General features: G+C 71.3%; 11 protein-coding genes and 1 riboswitch. Of the genes, 6 read left to right on the top strand and 5 right to left on the bottom strand.

The window, feature by feature from the left end; all coding sequences use genetic code 11:
* Nucleotides 1-13 precede the first annotated feature (13 nt).
* The gene (locus ACIQRW_RS31235) at nucleotides 14-1066 is read right to left on the bottom strand and encodes a type III polyketide synthase (RefSeq protein WP_403766603.1); all 1053 of its coding nucleotides are present in this window, start codon (nucleotides 1064-1066) and stop codon (nucleotides 14-16) included.
* A 118-nt stretch (nucleotides 1067-1184) separates the two neighbouring features.
* On the opposite strand from ACIQRW_RS31235, the gene ACIQRW_RS31230 reads away from it, so the two are divergent.
* The 4 genes from ACIQRW_RS31230 (at nucleotide 1185) to ACIQRW_RS31215 (ending at nucleotide 6918) form a co-directional block, all read left to right on the top strand.
* Complete coding sequence (locus ACIQRW_RS31230) at nucleotides 1185-2108, top strand: UbiA family prenyltransferase (RefSeq protein ID WP_403766600.1); 924 nt, start codon at nucleotides 1185-1187, stop codon at nucleotides 2106-2108.
* A gap of 164 nt (nucleotides 2109-2272) precedes the next feature.
* Nucleotides 2273-5224 (top strand): CARDB domain-containing protein, encoded by a 2952-nt coding sequence (locus ACIQRW_RS31225; protein ID WP_403766597.1) that lies wholly within the window; start codon nucleotides 2273-2275, stop codon nucleotides 5222-5224.
* Between the two features lie 135 nt (nucleotides 5225-5359).
* Nucleotides 5360-6439: a dihydrodipicolinate reductase gene (locus ACIQRW_RS31220; RefSeq protein ID WP_403766595.1), complete on the top strand. Its 1080-nt coding sequence runs from the start codon at nucleotides 5360-5362 to the stop codon at nucleotides 6437-6439.
* Nucleotides 6436-6918 (top strand): carboxymuconolactone decarboxylase family protein, encoded by a 483-nt coding sequence (locus ACIQRW_RS31215; protein WP_050362829.1) that lies wholly within the window; start codon nucleotides 6436-6438, stop codon nucleotides 6916-6918. Before ACIQRW_RS31220 ends, ACIQRW_RS31215 begins: the two co-directional genes overlap by 4 nt.
* Nucleotides 6919-7007: 89 nt before the next feature.
* Here ACIQRW_RS31215 and ACIQRW_RS31210 read toward each other — a convergent pair whose 3' ends face one another.
* Complete coding sequence (locus ACIQRW_RS31210) at nucleotides 7008-8651, bottom strand: GMC oxidoreductase (protein ID WP_403766591.1); 1644 nt, start codon at nucleotides 8649-8651, stop codon at nucleotides 7008-7010.
* Between the two features lie 146 nt (nucleotides 8652-8797).
* Entirely contained in the window at nucleotides 8798-9640 is an 843-nt protein-coding gene (locus tag ACIQRW_RS31205; RefSeq protein WP_403766588.1) for a transglycosylase SLT domain-containing protein, read from the bottom strand.
* Nucleotides 9641-9645: 5 nt separating this feature from the next.
* Nucleotides 9646-9833, bottom strand: a riboswitch (cyclic di-AMP (ydaO/yuaA leader).
* A 452-nt stretch (nucleotides 9834-10285) separates the two neighbouring features.
* Here ACIQRW_RS31205 and ACIQRW_RS31200 point away from each other — a divergent pair.
* Entirely contained in the window at nucleotides 10286-11677 is a 1392-nt protein-coding gene (locus tag ACIQRW_RS31200) for an FAD-dependent oxidoreductase (protein WP_403766585.1), read from the top strand.
* A 71-nt stretch (nucleotides 11678-11748) separates the two neighbouring features.
* On the opposite strand, the gene ACIQRW_RS31195 is transcribed toward ACIQRW_RS31200, so the two are convergent.
* Nucleotides 11749-14283 carry a SpoIIE family protein phosphatase gene (locus ACIQRW_RS31195; RefSeq protein WP_403766582.1) on the bottom strand — a complete coding sequence of 845 codons (2535 nt, stop codon included), beginning with the start codon at nucleotides 14281-14283 and terminating at the stop codon, nucleotides 11749-11751.
* Between the two features lie 159 nt (nucleotides 14284-14442).
* The gene (locus tag ACIQRW_RS31190; RefSeq protein WP_403766579.1) at nucleotides 14443-15060 is read right to left on the bottom strand and encodes a hypothetical protein; all 618 of its coding nucleotides are present in this window, start codon (nucleotides 15058-15060) and stop codon (nucleotides 14443-14445) included.
* Nucleotides 15061-15304: 244 nt separating this feature from the next.
* Here ACIQRW_RS31190 and ACIQRW_RS31185 point away from each other — a divergent pair, with 244 nt between their 5' ends.
* Nucleotides 15305-16858: a helix-turn-helix domain-containing protein gene (locus ACIQRW_RS31185; protein WP_403766576.1), complete on the top strand. Its 1554-nt coding sequence runs from the start codon at nucleotides 15305-15307 to the stop codon at nucleotides 16856-16858.
* Nucleotides 16859-16887: the final 29 nt, after the last annotated feature.

Raw genomic sequence — 16887 nt, 5'->3', positions numbered from 1 at the left:
GGGTCTCTCCTTCCTACCAGCGCAGCAGCACCAGTTCGCAGCAGAATCCCGGGCCCATGGCCAGCAGCAGGCCGGGGGTGCCCGGCTCGGGGCGGCGCTGTTCGATGGTGTCCCGCAGGACGTGCAGAACCGAGGACGAGGACAGGTTGCCGACGTCGGCCAGCGAGCGCCAGGTGACGTCGAGCGCGCCGTCGGGCAGATCGAGGACCTCGCTGACGGTCTCCAGGACCTTGGGGCCGCCCGGGTGGCACACCCAGTGGGCGACGTCCTTCGGCTTGAGACCGTGCTCGTCGAGGAACTCCCGTACGTCGTCCGCGAGATAGCGGCGGACGACGTCGGGCACCGCCGGGTCGAGGACCACCGTGAAGCCGGTGCTGCCGATGTCCCAGCCCATGACGTGCTCGGTGTCCGGGTACATCCGGCTGCGGGTGGCCACGATCTCGGGGCCCGAGACGGCCCGGCGGCCGCCGAGGGCGACCACGGCGGCCGCGCCGTCGCCGAACAGCGCGGTCGCCACCAGGTTGGCGGGCGACGCGTCGTGGCGCTGGAAGGTGAGGGAGCAGAGCTCGACCGACAGGAGCACGGCCACGTCGTCGGGGCGGCCGAGGAGGTAGTCGTGCAGCCGTGCCGTCCCGGCTGCTCCGGCGACGCAGCCCAGGCCGAAGACGGGCAGCCGTTTGACGTCCGACCGCATGCCCAGGCGGGTCACGAGCCGGGCGTCGACGGAGGGGGCGGCGATGCCGGTGACCGAGGTGAACATCAGCAGGTCCACATCGGTGGGCCGCAGCCCCGCCGCCCGCAGCGCACCGCGTACGGCCTGGGCGCCGAGGTCCACGGCGGACCGGATGAACACGTCGTTGGACGCGCCGAAGCCGTCGAGCTCGCGGTAGCCGTCCAGGGGCAGCACGGTGTGCCGGGTGCGGACCCGGGCGTTCTCGTGGAGCCGGTCCAGGACCCGGCGGTCGGCTCCGGGCGGCAGGCAGGTGCTGGCCACCATGTCGGTGACCTCGCGCTGGGTGTGGCGGTGGGGCGGCAGAGCCCCGTGAACCGCGGCGATGCGGGTCATTCTGCCTCCTGTTTCGGTGGCGTCATGGCCCCATCCTGCCCACAAGGAGCGAGGTAACGGCGTAAAGGACCCGCCAGGTCGCCGCATTGACGGGGCGCCAGGCCCCTACGATCGCCCGATGGACGCCACGGACAGGGTGAGCCCGGCCGGAGTGGATCCGGCCGACGTCGAGCCGGGGGGAGCGGGACCCGCCGAGACGGGGCCGGCCGGCGCGGGGCGACGCGGCCGGGTCGTGGGGCTCGCGCTCGCATGCCACCCGGGACCGGCGCTCGCGGTGACCGCGCTCGCCTGCGCCCTCGCCCTCGGCTCCGGCCTCGGCGGCCCCCGTTCCGCGCTGGTCACGGCCGCGGTGCTGACCGGCCAGCTCTCGGTGGGCTGGTGCAACGACGCGTACGACGCGCGGCGTGACGCCGATGCCGGCCGCCGGGGGAAGCCCGCGGCCGACGGCACGGTCGGGGCGCGTGCGGTGTGGGCGGCGGCGGCGGTCGCGCTCGCCCTGTGCGTACCGCTCTCGCTGGCCTGCGGCGCGCTCGCCGGTACGGTGCACCTCACCGCCGTCACCGCCGCCTGGCTCTACAACCTGCGGCTCAAGGCGACCGCCCTGTCCTGGCTGCCGTACGTGGCCGGATTCGGCGCCCTGCCCGCCGCCGTCACCCTCTCCCTGCCCGGCGGGCCGTGGCCCCGGTGGTGGACGGTGGCTGCCGGGGCTCTGCTCGGGTTCGCGGCGCATCTGGCCGACACCCTCCCGGACATCGCGGCGGACCGGGCGGCCGGGATCCGGGGCCTCCCGCACCGGCTGGGCGACCGGGGCACCCGGCTGCTGCTGCCGGTGCCGCTCCTCGGCGCCACGGCGGTGCTGGCGTTCGGCCCGCCGGGACCGGTGGACGCCGGGGGTGCGGCGGCACTCGTCCTGGCCGGTGCGGCGTCGCTCGCGGGCCCGGCTCTCGGCCGTCGGTGGCGCAAGGCCGCCCTGGCCGGAGCGGTGGCCGTGGCCGCGGTGGATCTGGCTCTGTTGCTGGCCCGGGGTGCCGCCGGGGCCTGAACGAGCCCGCCCGATCATCGACCTGACGAGGCGTCAGCCATGACACCCGAATGACATGGCCATGCGAAGACCGTTGACAAATCAGAAACAGGGCAGAAATCTATGAACCTCTCACCGCAAAAGATTGACTTGTGGGCTCAAATATTGTGGAAGCAGAGGACATCATGAGATGGAAGCGACTCACCGGACAGTCGATCACCGGGCTGCTGATAGCCGGAATGGTCTCGGTCGGGCTCCTGCCCGTCGCCGCGAGCGCGGCTGAGGCCACCGATCTGGCCCGGGGCAAGCCCGTCGTCGCCAGCGGATCGCACGGCGGGTTCCCGGCCGCCAACGCCAACGACGGCAAGGTCAACAGCTACTGGGAGTCGAACGGACTGCCGGCCGACCTCACGGTGAAGCTCGGCGCCGACGCGGACCTGGAGTCCGTGGTGGTCAAGCTCAACCCCGACCCGATCTGGGGCAGTCGGACCCAGGACATCCAGGTGCTCGGCCGGACCCAGGACGGCACCGCGTTCACCTCGCTCCGGGCCCGCGCCGGCTACGCGTTCAACCCGTCGGGCAACCAGAACACGGTGACGATCCCGGTGGACGGCCGGGCCGCCGACCTCCAGCTCAAGTTCTTCGCCAACACCGGGGCGCCCGGCGCGCAGATCGCCGAGATCCAGGTCCTGGGAACGGCCGCGCCCAACCCGGACCTGACCGTGAGCGCTCTGTCCTGGAGCCCCTCGTCCCCGTCCGAGACGGACGACATCACCGTCAAGGGGACCGTCCGCAACGCCGGTTCGGCCGCCTCCCCCGCGACGACCGTCAATGTGAGCCTGGGCGGCGTGGTCGTGGGCAGCGCGCCGGTCGGCCCGCTCGCCGCGGGAGCCTCGGCCCCGGTCTCGGTCGAGGTCGGCAAGCGGCCGCAGGGCTCGTACACCGTCTCGGCGCTGGTGGACCCGACCGACACGGTCGTCGAGTCGGACAACGCCAACAACAGCCGTACCACCGCCTCCCCGCTGGTCGTCGGGCAGAGCCCCGGCCCCGACCTGGAGGTCCGCTCCATCTCCTCCAGCCCGGCCAACCCGGCCGTCGGCGCGGCGGTCACCTTCACCGTGGCGGTGCACAACCGCGGCACCAGCGCGGTGAGCGCGGGCACGGTCACCCGTCTGACCGTCGGTTCCACGACGCTCAACGGCACCACACCGGCCATCGCGGCGGGCGCGACCGCGAACGTCACGGTCGGCGGGAGTTGGACGGCGGCGAGCGGCGGCGCGACGCTGACCGCCACCGCGGACGCCACGAACCAGGTCACGGAGACCAGCGAGACCAACAACACCTTCGCCCGCTCCATCGTGGTCGGTCGCGGCGCGGCCGTTCCGTACACCGAGCTTGAGGCCGAGAACGCCACCTACCAGGGCACGCTGCTGAAGTCGGACGCCGAGCGCACCTTCGGGCACACCAACTTCGCCACCGAGTCCTCCGGACGCGAGTCGGTGCGGCTCAACTCCACCGGTCAGTTCGTGGAGTTCACCTCGACCGCCCCGTCGAACTCGGTCGTCGTACGCAACTCCATCCCGGACGCGCCGGGCGGTGGCGGCCGCGAGGCGACCATCAGCCTGTACGCCAACGGTCAGTTCGTCCGCAAGATCGACCTCTCCTCGAAGCACAGCTGGCTGTACGGGAACACCGACAGCCCCGAAGGACTCACCAACACCCCCGGCGGCGACGCACGGCGGCTGTTCGACGAGTCGCACGCCCTGCTCACGCAGACCTATCCGGCGGGCACGAAGTTCCGGCTCCAGCGCGACGCGAGCGACAACGCCTCCTTCTACATCATCGACCTGATCGACCTGGAGCAGGTGGCGGCGCCCTCCTCCCAGCCCTCGGGCTGTGTGTCCATCACGACGTACGGCGCGGTGGCGAACGACGGGATCGACGACACGGCCGCGATCCAGCGCGCGGTGACGGCGAACCAGACCGGTCAGATCGACTGCGTGTGGATCCCGGCCGGCCAGTGGCGTCAGGAGCAGAAGATCCTCACCGACGACCCGCTCGACCGGGGTCAGTTCAACCAGGTCGGTATCCGTGATGTGACGATCCGGGGCGCGGGCATGTGGCACTCCCAGCTCTACACCCTCACCCCGCCGCACGAGGCGGGCGGCATCAACCACCCGCACGAGGGCAACTTCGGTTTCGACATCGACGAGAACACGCAAATCTCCGACATCGCCATCTTCGGCTCCGGCACCATCCGCGGCGGCGACGGCAACCACGAGGGCGGCGTCGCGCTGAACGGCCGGTTCGGCAAGGACACGAAGATCAGCAACGTCTGGATCGAGCACGCCAACGTGGGCGTCTGGGCCGGTCGCGACTTCACCAACATCCCGGAGCTGTGGAACCCGGGTGACGGCGTCGAGTTCACCGGGATGCGGATCCGCAACACGTACGCGGACGGCATCAACTTCGCCAACGGCACCCGCAACTCCACGGTCTACAACTCGTCGTTCCGCAACACCGGCGACGACGCGCTGGCGGTCTGGTCCAGCAAGTACGTCAAGGACCAGTCCGTCGACATCGGCCACGACAACAGCTTCCGCAACAACACCATCCAGCTCCCGTGGCGTGCCAACGGCATCGCGATCTACGGGGGTTACGGCAACAAGATCGAGAACAACCTGATCTCCGACACGATGAACTACCCGGCCATCATGCTGGCGACCGACCACGACCCGCTGCCCTTCTCCGGGCAGACGCTGATCGCCAACAACGGCCTGTACCGCACCGGCGGAGCCTTCTGGAACGAGGACCAGGAGTTCGGCGCGATCACCCTCTTCCCGCAGAATCTGCCGATCCCCGGAGTCACGATCCGCGACACGGACATCATCGACTCCACCTATGACGGCATCCAGTTCAAGACGGGCGGCGGCCTGATGCAGGACGTCAAGATCGAGAACGTCCGGATCGACAAGTCCAACAACGGATCCGGCATCCTCGCGATGGGCGGCGCGCGCGGCAACGCGACGCTCACAAACGTGACGATCACCGACTCGCGTGACGGCCACGTACTCATCGAGCCCGGTTCGCAGTTCACGGTCTCCGGCGCCCCGAACGGCGCACGGGCCAAGCGGTAACCGCTGTCGCGTTCCCGGGCCGGTGGATCGTCTCCGGCCCGGGAACACCCGTTCTCGGGAAACCGCCTTTCCACCCGACGGATTGGGTCCCGCACGGCTCTGGGAAGTGCAGGGCCCCGGGGCTACCCTCCGCGCATGATTCCCACGGTTGTCTGGGGTACCGGCAACGTCGGCCGCGCGGCGGTCCGCGCCGTCGAGGCCCATCCGGCACTGACACTCACCGCCGTCCTCGTGCACGATCCCGCCAAGGTCGGCCGCGACGCGGGCGAGCTCGGCGGGGTCGGGCGCACGCTCGGGGTCGCGGCCACCGACGACATCGCCGCCGTCCTTGCCGCCCGCCCCCGGGCGGTGGTCTACGCGGCGTCCGGCGACATCCGTCCCGACGACGCCCTCGCCGACATCGGCCGGGCGATCCGGGCCGGCGCGGTGGTCGTCACGCCCTCCCTCTATCCGCTCTACGATCAGCGCAACGCCCCGCCGGAGCTGCGGGACCCGGTCCTGGCCGCCATCGCCGAGGGGGGCGGTTCGCTCTTCGTCTCCGGAGTCGACCCCGGCTGGGGCAATGACGTCCTGCCCCTGCTGGTCAGCGGCCTCGGTACCGAGGTGGACGTCATCCGCTGCCAGGAGATCTTCGACTACTCCACGTACGAGCAGGAGGAGTCGGTGCGCCATCTGATCGGCATGGGGCACCCGATGGACTACCAGCCGCTGATGCTGGCGGAGAGCGTTCCGACGATGGTGTGGGGCGGTCAGATACGGCTCATGGCGCGGGCGCTGGACGTCGAGCTGGACGAGATCCGCGAGACCCTGGACCGTCGGGCGCTGGAGAGAGCGGTACGCACCCGCACGATGGGCGAGTTCGCGGCGGGCACGCAGGGGGCGGTGCGCTTCGAGGTGCAGGGCGTCGTGGACGGCGTGCCGCGCATCGTCATCGAGCACATCACCCGGATCCATCCCTCGTGCGCCCCGGACTGGCCGTCCCCGCCCGACGGGGTGGGCGCGCACCGGGTGGTGATCGAGGGCCGCCCCCGTATCGAGGTGACGGTCGAGGCCTCCGACGAGGACGAGAACCGGTCGGCGGGCGGGAACGCCACCGCGGTCGGGCGGCTCGTCTCCGCCATCGACTGGCTGGTGGACGCGGAGCCGGGCCTGTACGACGCACTGGACGTTCCGCTGCGGCCTGCGGTCGGCAGGCTGGGAAGGAGACCGGCATGATCATCGATGTTCCGGAGGGCCAGGAGCCCATCGGTTATGTGTGGGGGGAGATGGTCCCCGGCATCGGCATGGCCGCCGCCACCTTCTCGATGTCCGTGTACGAGCACACGACACTGGGGCTGCGGGAGTTCGAGGCGGCCAGGCTGCGGGTGGCGCAGATCAACGGGTGCCTGTTCTGCCTGGACTGGCGGACCGAGCGGGACGGGGCGAAGGTCGAGGAGGAGTTCGCCGGGGCGGTGACCGAGTGGCGTACGACCGACGCCTTCGACGAGCGCACCCGGTTGGCGGCGGAGTACGCCGAGCGGTACACGCTCGACCACCACGGCCTGGACGACGCCTTCTGGAAGCGGATGACCGCGCACTACAGCCAGGCGGAGATCGTGGAACTGACGATGAGCATCGGCTCGTGGCTGGCGTTCGGGCGGCTCAACCATGTGCTGGGGATCGACGCGGTGTGCGTTCTGCCCGGTCACGGGTGAGGGCGGGCGCCTCCTGACGGAGTCCGGGGCCGCCGGGTTGGCACTCCCGGCCCCGGGCTCTTCGTCGGTTCCCGCGTCCTCCGGGGCGCCTACAGGTCGGTCGCGATGATCCGTTCGATGTTGCGCTCGGCGAGCGCGGTGATGGTGACGAACGGGTTCACGCTGGTGTTGCCGGGGATCAGCGCGCCGTCGATGACGTACAGGCCCGTGTAGCCGTGCAGCCGGCCGTAGTTGTCGGTGGCCTTGTCCAGGACCGCGCCGCCCAGCGGGTGGTAGGTGAGGTGGTCGCCCCAGATCTTGTGAACGCCGAAGAGGTCCGTGCGGTAGATCGTCCCCTCCTTCTGGTTGATCTTGTCGAAGATGGTCTTCGCGGCGTCGATGGACGGCTGCTTCCACGCCGTCTGCCAGTTCAGTTCGGCCTTCCCCGCCGCCGCGTTCCAGGTGAACTGCGCCCGGTTCGGGTTCTTGGTGATGGAGAGGTAGAACGAGGCCCACGTCTCGATCCCGGTGGGCAGCGGCGCCACTTCGGCGAACGCTCCGCCGGCGTCCCAGTTGTCGATGCCGCCGGTGGGGATGGACGACTGCACCTTCCCCGTCGGGTCCCAGAGGTGGTTGGCCCGGCCGCACATGACGTTGCCGTTGTCGCCCCAGCCCTTGCCGACCTCGTTGTTGAGGAGGGGCAGCGCGCCGGTGGCCTTGAGGCCGACGAGCAGCTTGCTGGTGCCCACGCTGCCCGCGGCGAAGAAGACCTTGTCCGCCGTGATGGTCTTGGTGGCGGTCGTCCGGCCGACGGTGTCCAGCTGGTCGATGAGCACCGTGTAGCCGCCGCCCGGGGCCGGGGTGACCGTGGTGACCTTGTGGAGCGGGGAGATGGTGACCCGGCCGGTGGCCCTGATCCGGTCGATGTAGGTCTTCTGGAGCGACTTCTTGCCGTAGTTGTTGCCGTAGAGGATCTCGGCGTCCAGGGCCGACCTGGGGACGGTCCCGGCCGCCTCCTGCTTCATGTAGTCCCAGTCGTAGACGGCGGGAACGAAGAGGAACGGGAAGCCGGAGCGCTGGGCGTGTTTCCGGCCGACACGGGCGTACTGATAGCAGTCGACGCTGTCGAACCAGGCGGGGTCGATGGTGGTGACGCCCAGTCCGCTGTTGGCGCGCGGGTAGTAGGTGCTGTACATCTCCTCGGCGCTCACCGTGGGGAGGATCGCGCCGAAGTTCTCCCGGCGCGGGGTGACGGCCATACCGCCGTTGACCAGGGACCCGCCGCCTACACCGCGGCCCTGGTAGACCGTGATGCCGGCGAACTCCTCGGCGTCCAGGATGCCGGTGTAGCGGTTGACGTGTCTGTCGATGGGGAAGCCGAGGAAGTTGCTCAGCGGCTGCTTGGTCCGGGTCCGCAGCCAGAAGGAGCGGTCGTCGGGCCTGGTGGTGTTGGCGAAGATCTTGCCGTCCGCGCCCGGCGTGTCCCAGGCCATGCCCATCTCGACCATATGGACGTCGACGCCGGCCTGGGCGAGCCGGAGGGCGGCCACGGAGCCGCCGTATCCGGTGCCGACGACCAGCACCGGCACACGGGCCCCGGAGCCGATCGGCGCTGCTGCCGCCCGGACGCCCGCCCACGCCGGTGCGGTGTGCCCGGCGATCGCCGCAGCGCCCAGAAGAGAACCTGTTCCAGCGATGAATCTTCGACGCGAGACACCCTTGGTCCCGCCATCCTGCATGGTAGTGTCGCTCATGTGACATCCCTCACTCTCGACAGAGTGCAACAGGTTCTACTGTCGATCGCGTGGTAAGTCACTAGAAACTTGGGGGTAACTTCCCGGCACGCCCGAGGGGCCCCGGACCATGAGGTCCGGGGCCCCTCGGGCTCGGGCGCGGAGGATCAGTAGGCGCCGAAGACGTTGTCGATCGAGCCGTACCGGTCCGCGGCGTAGTTGCACGCGGCCGTGATGTTGGCGACCGGGTCATAGCTGTCGGTCGAGGTGCCGGGCACGTGGTAGGCCTGGAAGGTCGGGTCGATGACCTGGAGCAGCCCCTTGGACGGGGTGCCCTTGACCGCGTTGGAGTCCCAGTTGTTGATCGCGGCCGGGTTGCCCGAGGACTCGCGGATGATGTTGCGGTGGATGCCCTCGTAGGTACCGGGGATGCCCTGCTCGGCCATGACCGCCAGCGACTCCTTGATCCAGCCGTCGAGGTCGTTCGTGTACGTGACGGCCTTCTCGGCGGCCGGAGCGGTCTTTGCCACGGGAGCGGCGTTGACCCGCTCCGAGCGGTCGGCACGGTCCGCCTCGGCACCGCGCGCGGCGGACGGGGAAGCCTCGGCGGCCTTGTCCGCCTTGCCGCCCGAAGGGGCCTCGGTCTTGGTTCCGAGGGTCAGCTTGATACCGGGGTGAATAAGATCGGGATTGTCTCCGACGATCTTCCGGTTGCCTTCGTACAGCTTCTCCCAGCCGCCGCTGACGGAATATTCGCGGGCGATCTTGGAAAGCGTTTCACCGGCCGCCACGGAATGCTGGGCGGGCGCGGCCTGCACGGCGGAATTCGCCTGGGCCACCGAGGCGGGCGCCACGGCCTGCTGCGGCGCGGCGGCGGGCGCGGGGGCCGCGAAGGCAGTGGTGGCGCCGATCACCGGGAGGGCGAGGACGGCTCCACCCGTGGTCACGGCTGCAAGGCCGCGGCGCAGCGAGGTGGACTGGGAACGACGGTGCTTACCCTGTGCGGGCATGGGGGATTTCCTCTCCGGCGCCTGCGAGGTGAGCTGTCGGGTTCAGACAGGAGATGTCTGGCCGCACGCTCGTGCGACTTCACCCCAAGCCGTTCCGGTTACGGATCGGCGACTTACCTGGGTCCCCCGCTCCTGCCGTGCGTGAGTGGGTTTCGGATTCCCGGACGGCGGCAGGATTCGGCGTTCCATCCGGATTGACGGTGACCGTAGGCGAGAAACGTCGAACAGAACAAGCCCCGCATTCCGGATTCCCTTTTCCACGCAAGATCGAAAAGCGGAATTGCCGGATCGGGTCACCCCGTCACGTCGTCAACTTTCTTCGCACAGAAGGGAACCGATGCTTCCACTTCTACGTCCGCCCTCTCGGACGTGACGCTCACCACTCCTTCACGACGATGGCGAGAATGAGGTCAAGCAAATGCCCCAACAGCCTCAATAAGCCCCTTATCGAGCAGGATGCCTAAAAGAAACAAATCGCCCATACCGGCACGGGAAAACGGGCTAATCGGACACTCTAGGCAGGGCCGGCCGAAGGGCCCGCGGGGCGATCGCTTACGGTGTGCGGTGGAGACTAGTAAGCCGACCCTTACCTCCGACGTACGCTGTACCTGCCCGCGTTCGCCCGCCCCGAAGGATCACCACGCCATGACACGCCCCGTCCGCGTCGCCATTGTCGGAGCCGGCCCCGCCGGTATCTACGCTGCGGACGCGCTGCTCAAATCCGAGGTCTGCCAGGACCCGGGGGTCTCCATCGACCTCTTCGAGCGCATGCCCGCGCCCTTCGGCCTCATCCGTTACGGCGTGGCCCCCGACCACCCGCGGATCAAGGGCATCGTCAAGGCCCTGCACCAGGTGCTGGACAAGCCCCAGATCCGGCTCTTCGGAAACGTCAGCTACCCGCACGACATCGGCCTGGACGACCTGCGGTCGTTCTACGACGCGGTGATCTTCTCCACCGGTGCCGAGGCCGACCGGGCGCTCGACGTCCCCGGCATCCAGCTGAACGGCTCCTACGGCGCGGCCGAGTTCGTCTCCTGGTACGACGGGCACCCCGAGGTCCCGCGCACCTGGCCGCTCACCGCGGAGAAGGTCGCCGTGCTCGGCGTCGGGAACGTGGCCCTGGACGTGGCCCGGGTCCTGGCCAAGACGGCGGACGAGCTGCTGCCCACCGAGATCCCGGACAACGTGTACCAGGGCCTCAAGGAGAACAAGGCGCTGGAGGTGCACGTGTTCGGGCGGCGTGGACCCGCGCAGGCCAAGTTCAGCCCGATGGAGCTGCGGGAGCTGGACCACTCCCCGAACATCGAGGTCATCGTCAACCCCGAGGACATCGAGTACGACGAGGGCTCCATCGCGACCCGCCGGGAGAACAAGCAGGCCAACATGGTCGCGCAGACCCTGGAGAACTGGGCGATCCGCGATGCCGGCGACCGCCCGCACAAGCTGTTCCTGCACTTCTTCGAGTCCCCGGTCGAGATCCTCGGCGAGGACGGCAAGGTCGTGGCGCTGCGCACCGAGCGCACCGAGCTGGACGGCACCGGCAACGTCCGGGGCACCGGTCGGTTCACGGACTGGGACATGCAGAGCGTCTACCGTGCCGTCGGCTACTACTCGGAGGAGCTGCCCAAGCTCCCCTTCGACGTGGCCTCCGGCACCGTGCCGCACGAGGCGGGACGCGTCATCGCCGGCGACGAGCACATGGCCTCGGTCTACGTCACGGGCTGGATCAAGCGCGGTCCGATCGGTCTGATCGGACACACCAAGGGCGACGCGAACGAGACGGTCGCCTGCGTCCTGGAGGACCGGGCGGCCGGCCGGCTGCCGGAGCCGGCCACGCCCGCTCCGGAGGCCGTCGAGGCCTTCCTGGAGGACCGCGGCGTCCGCTACACGACCTGGGAGGGCTGGCACAAGCTGGACGCCCACGAGCAGGCACTGGGCGCGGCGCAGGGCCGTGAACGGATCAAGGTCGTGGAGCGCGAGGGCATGCTGGAGGCCTCCGGCGCCTTCGCACCGGCAGAGCCGCCGGCCGACGTCTGATCAACGCCTGATCAACGCCTGATCAACGCCTGATCGGACGCCTCAGCGGCGCCTGATCGGCAGGACGTCTCTCAGGAGGCCGGATCCGGTGCGCCCGCCGTGCGCCCCGGGTCCGGCCTCCTGAACGTGCGCCACAGGTCGGGCCCGGGCGACCGGTCCTCCCGTGGTCGCCGGACCGTCGGGGTCCCGGCCCACCGGGCGGCGAGCAGGATCGCGATGTCGTCGGGGCGGTCGGTGGCCGCCCTGGCCTCTCCGATGACCTGGTCGGCCGTCTCGGCCAGGGGGACCGCGCCGATGCGTTCGACGGTGGCGCGCAGCCGCTCGATCCCCTCGTCGATGTCCGTTCCGGGGCGCTCGATCAGCCCGTCCGTGAACAGGGCGAGCATCGCGCCCGGTTCGAGGCGCATCTCCGTGACCGGGTAGGACGCCTGCCCGTCGATCCCGAGCACGATGCCGCCGGCCAGGTCCAGCACTTCCGTCCGGCCGTCCGGCCGCCGCAGCACGGGCTGCGGATGCCCCGCCCGTACAGCGCGGGCCACTCCGGTCACCGGGTCCAGCGCGATGTAGCAGCAGCTCGCGAACTGTCCCGGGTCAAGATCGATGAGCAGCCGGTTCGTCCCGCTCATCACCTCCTGCGGATCGTACTTGTTCAGCGCGAACGCCCTTACCGCGCTGCGCAGTTGCCCCATGGTCGCGGCGGCGGAGACCCCGTGACCCTGGACGTCGCCGATGATCAGGGCGAGTTCGTGGCCGGTCTCGATGACGTCGTACCAGTCGCCGCCCACGTCCATGCCCTGGGTGCCGGAGAGGTAGCGCCCCAGGGTGTCCACCCCGTCCACCTCGGGCAGCCGGTGCGGCAGCAGGGCGTTCTGGAGTCCGCGGGCGAGAGCCGCCTCGCTGTCGTAGCGCTGAGCCCGCTTCAGGGCCTGGGCGATGAGTCCGGCCAGTGCCGTCAGGACCGTACGTTCCTCCGGGCTGAAGCCGCGAGGGCGGTCGAACCCGAGGATGCAGGAGCCGACGGGCCGCCCCGAGGCGATCAGCGGCAGGAACGCGCGGGCCCCGACATCCGCGTCGATCGGGATGCCCGGATAGGCATCGGCCAGGAGCTGCATGGACTCGAAGAACATCGGGCGGCCTGAGGTCAGGGTCTCCACCCCGGGAATGCTGACGTCGAGCTCGACCCCTTCGAAGCGGTCGAGGAAGCCCTTCGGGAACCCTGTCTCCCAGGCCAGATGGAGATGGCCCTCGTCCAGCAGATAGATGGCGAGCTGACGGCCTCCGAACGCGGGCAGTAGCTCCTCCGTGACCACCTCGGAGACCTGGCGTGCCGTGACCGCCTCGGTCAGCGCGATGGCGAGGGCCACCGGTCGGTACAGCGCCGAGGAGCGGTCGGCGGTCGAGCCGATACCCAGGCCGGGCGCGGTGACCGAGCCCGGGGCGTAGTCCGGCCGGTCGGTCCCCTGGAGGACGACGCTCACCCCGTCGTGGTCCGGGTACAGGGACACCGACAGCCAGCGCGAGGGCGGGCGGCGGGCGCGGAAGTGGACGGGCTCGTCGGCCATCAGGGCGGCCCGGTAGTGGTCCTCGTAGGCCTCGTGCCCGAACCACGGCAGGGCCTGCCACACGACGTGGCCCACGAGCTGCTCCCTGGAGTGGCCGAGCAGCTCCTCGGCGAGGCCGTTCGCGTAGGTGATCCGGCCCAGCCGGTCGAGGGAGAGGATGCCGCGCGGCAGCCGGTCGGCGGCCTCCGGCACGACGGGCCCCGCGCCGAGGTCGACCAGGAAGCCGCTCAGACGGCTGGCCGACGCGTCACCGCCCGGGTGCGTCCAGCGTCCGGACAGTTCCAGCAGGTGGGACCGGCCGTCGGGGCCGCGCAGCCGCATCCGGCGGACGACCGGTTCGGTCGATTCCACCGTCCGGCGGGCCAGCGCCCACAGCCCGTACACGTCCTCCGGGACCAGCCGTTCGGCGAGCGCGTCGACGGTGCCCGGGAAGGCGGCGGGCTCGAAGCCGAGGATCGCGCAGAGTTCGTCGTCGGCGGTGACCTGCCCCGAGTGCAGGTCCCAGTCGAAGCGGCCGACCCGGACCGGGGGCGTGGTGGCGGCGGGCAGTTGCACGGGGACCGGCTCGGACTCCCATACGCAGTCGACGCCCCGTTGGTCCAGATCGGTGAGCGCGTCACCGAGTCGGTGGCCCAGGCGGTGCAGCCGGTCGCCGTCGGCGGGGGCGACGGGCTGCCCCGGCGTGGAGGCCCGCAGGATCGCCAGGACGCCCAGGCTCCCCCGGGGTCCGGTGATCGGCACCCACAGCGAACCGAACGGGAACGGCAGTCCGGCCATCAGCTGCGGGAACCGGCGCATCGCCTCCTCCGCGTCGGAGAGCAGCACGGGCCGCCCCGAGCGGTAGGCCTCGGACACCGGGAAGGGCCGGTTCACCTGCATCCGCCACCAGGGCCGGAACAGCGGCCCCGGCAGTCCGGCGAGCACCGCGAGCCGCAGGAGTCCGGGCGTCCGGCTGCGGAGGTAGACACCGCCCGCGTAGCCGTCGCTCGATTCGACGGCGCTGACGAGGGTCTGCGCGAGTACGAGGGACAGTTCGTCGGGCACTCGGCCACCCTCGTGTCCCCCGGCCGCGGCCCCGTTTCCGGCGGGCGGGGGATGCCGGGGCGTTTCGTGCCGGGTCACACAGCCAGCATGCTCCCGGTGCGGGGTACCCCGCACCTCCGGCGACCGGCCGCCCCCCGACGGTCGGTCGCCGGACGTGGCTCAGTACAGCTTGGCGACGGCGGTGCGCGTCGTCTTCTTGAAGCCCTCCAGCGGTGCGCCGTCGAGTTCGCCCAGCTGTCCCCACTCGACGACGGTCACGGCCCTGCCGTCGCGGCCCACGGAGTAGAGCCCGATGTCGGTGGAGCCGACCTCCGGGTACGACGTGTCGATGCTGTAGACGTGCGCGCCCTCCTCGATGTCGACACGGCCCTGGTAGAACGCCTCCCCCTCCAGGCCGGGGTCCTGCTGCTTCAGCCGGTCGAGGCAGGTCTCCAGGGCGCCGCGCAGTTCGGCGGCGAGCGCCTTGGCCCGAGCGGTGGTGGTGGCGACCGTGATGGTCTGGCGGGCGCCGGTGTCCAGTTCGGTGCGGAAGTCCCGGTGGCGGGTGCCGGACGCCGGGGCGATGCCGGCGGTGCACACCGACCCTTCCGCGGGCACTCCCTGGCGTACGGGACCGGCCGTCCAGGGTGTGGTGGAGGCGGGCAGCCGGCCCGCGCTCAGGAACTTCGGCTGGACGGGAGCGGGGGCCGGCGCCGCGGCGGCGGGCACTTGGGCCAGGGCGGTGACGGCCAGGCCCGCGGCCGCGGCGGTCAGGACTGCGGTGCGAAGGGTGCGCATGGTGAGGTTTCCCCGTTTCGGATGGTGCGGTCAGGTGGTCGTACGGCGTCGCGCCGAGGTGTGCGGAGCCCGGCGAGGGGCCCTGCGGCGGCGATACGGGAACGAGCACCAGCCTGGGCCGACGCACCGGAAGCGGACAAGCGCGACACGGGTTCCCGCCGGGCTGGAACCGTCCCACCCCTGGTGACGTGGGTGTTCTCGGGGGGCTGGAACGCCCTGGAACGGCTTGCGGGGGAGGTCGAGCGTGTCGAGTGACGCCGAGGGGGCCGCACGGGCGGTGCTGGCGGAGCGACTGAGCGCGCTGCGGGAGCGGTCGGGCCGGACGTACGCGTCGCTGGCCCGCCGGATCGGGGTCAGCGGCTCGACGCTGCACCGGTACTGCACGGGGCGGACGGTGCCCGCGGAGTTCGCCCCCGTGGAGCGGCTGGCCCGCCTGTGCGGCGCACCGGCCGGGGAGCGGGAGGCACTGCACCGTCTGTGGATCGTGGCGGACCGCGAACGCCTCGGCCGGCAGGCGGCGGCGGAGGGGAAGGCCGAGGCGGAGACCGAGGCGGAGACGGAGACCGCGGCGGAGACCGGGGCGGAGACTGAGCCGACGGAAGTCGTGCCGGTGGACGGATCGGCCGGGGAGACGGTGTCGCCCGGGCGGTGGGCGTCGGTGCCGCACACCGCCGGAGCCGGGCCGTCCGGCGGGGCCGTGTCCGGGCCGCCGCCGACCGGGGCCCACGAGCCGTCCGGCCACACCGGTCCTCGCCCGGGGCCGGCTTCCGTCGCAGGAGAGGTGGCCACGATCGGGAGCGGGACTCCCCGGGGGCCGGTGTCCCGGTCGCGTCGAGCACGCCGGTACGGGCAGGGGCTCGGTGTCCTCGGCGCCGCGGTGCTCACTCTCGTCCTGGTCGCGTCCTTGGGAGGGACCTCGCTCCCGGGCCCGGACCGGCGCCCGTCGGCGGCCCAGCGGCCGGGCGGTCCCCCGGCGGACAGCCCGGAGCCCTCGCCTTCCGGCTCCCTCACGCCCGGTAAGCCGCAGGGCACGCCGCGCGGGACCCCACGCGGAACGCCGTCCGGCGGCACCCGGCCGACAACCGTGCCGCCCGGCGTCGAACAGCGCGGGGAGGCTCTCCCCCGGGCATCCGGGGAAGCGCCAGGACCGAAGGCCGGACGTGTGCCGTTCACCTGGACCGTGGACGACCACGTCTGGAAGAACGGCTGCGACCACTCCTACCTCGTCGACCGGGCGCCCGCCGCCGTCCCGCCGCCCCCGGTGGAGGCGGACGCGGAGTCCTGGGCCGGAGCGCTCGGCGGGGTGCACGCGGGCGAGGCCGGTGTCCGGATCACGTTGCAGGGCAGGGACGAGCGGGCCGTGGTGCTGGAAGCCCTGCGAATCCGAGTGGTCGAGCGTCGTTCGCCGGCGGAGGGCCGCGTCTACCGGATGAGCTCCGGCTGCGGCGGGGCCCTCACCCCGAGGATGTTCGACGTGGACCTCGACGCGCCCCGCCCCGTCGCCCGCTCGGTCGCGGGCAACGACTCGGGCGAGCCCATCGAGGCGGTCGCCTTCCCGTACAGCGTCTCCGTCACCGATCCCGAGGTCCTCCTGATCACGGGTCGCACGGTCGGCTGCGACTGCGACTGGTTCGCGGAGCTGACCTGGAGCGCCGGCGGCCGGTCCGGCACGGTGCGCGTCGACGACGGCGGGCGGCCGTTCCGTACGAGCGGGGTGCGGGGGCGGCCCGTGCTCGACTACGACACGGGCGCCGGCCGCTGGGCGTCCGTGCCGGACTCCGAGGAGGCCGCGTCCTGAAGCGGCGGCCTCCGCGCGGAGGCGCCCGG

This window comes from Streptomyces sp. NPDC091287, from assembly GCF_044768525.1.
Classification (GTDB): Bacteria; Actinomycetota; Actinomycetes; order Streptomycetales; family Streptomycetaceae; genus Streptomyces.
This window is presented reverse-complemented; position numbering and strand designations above follow the sequence as displayed.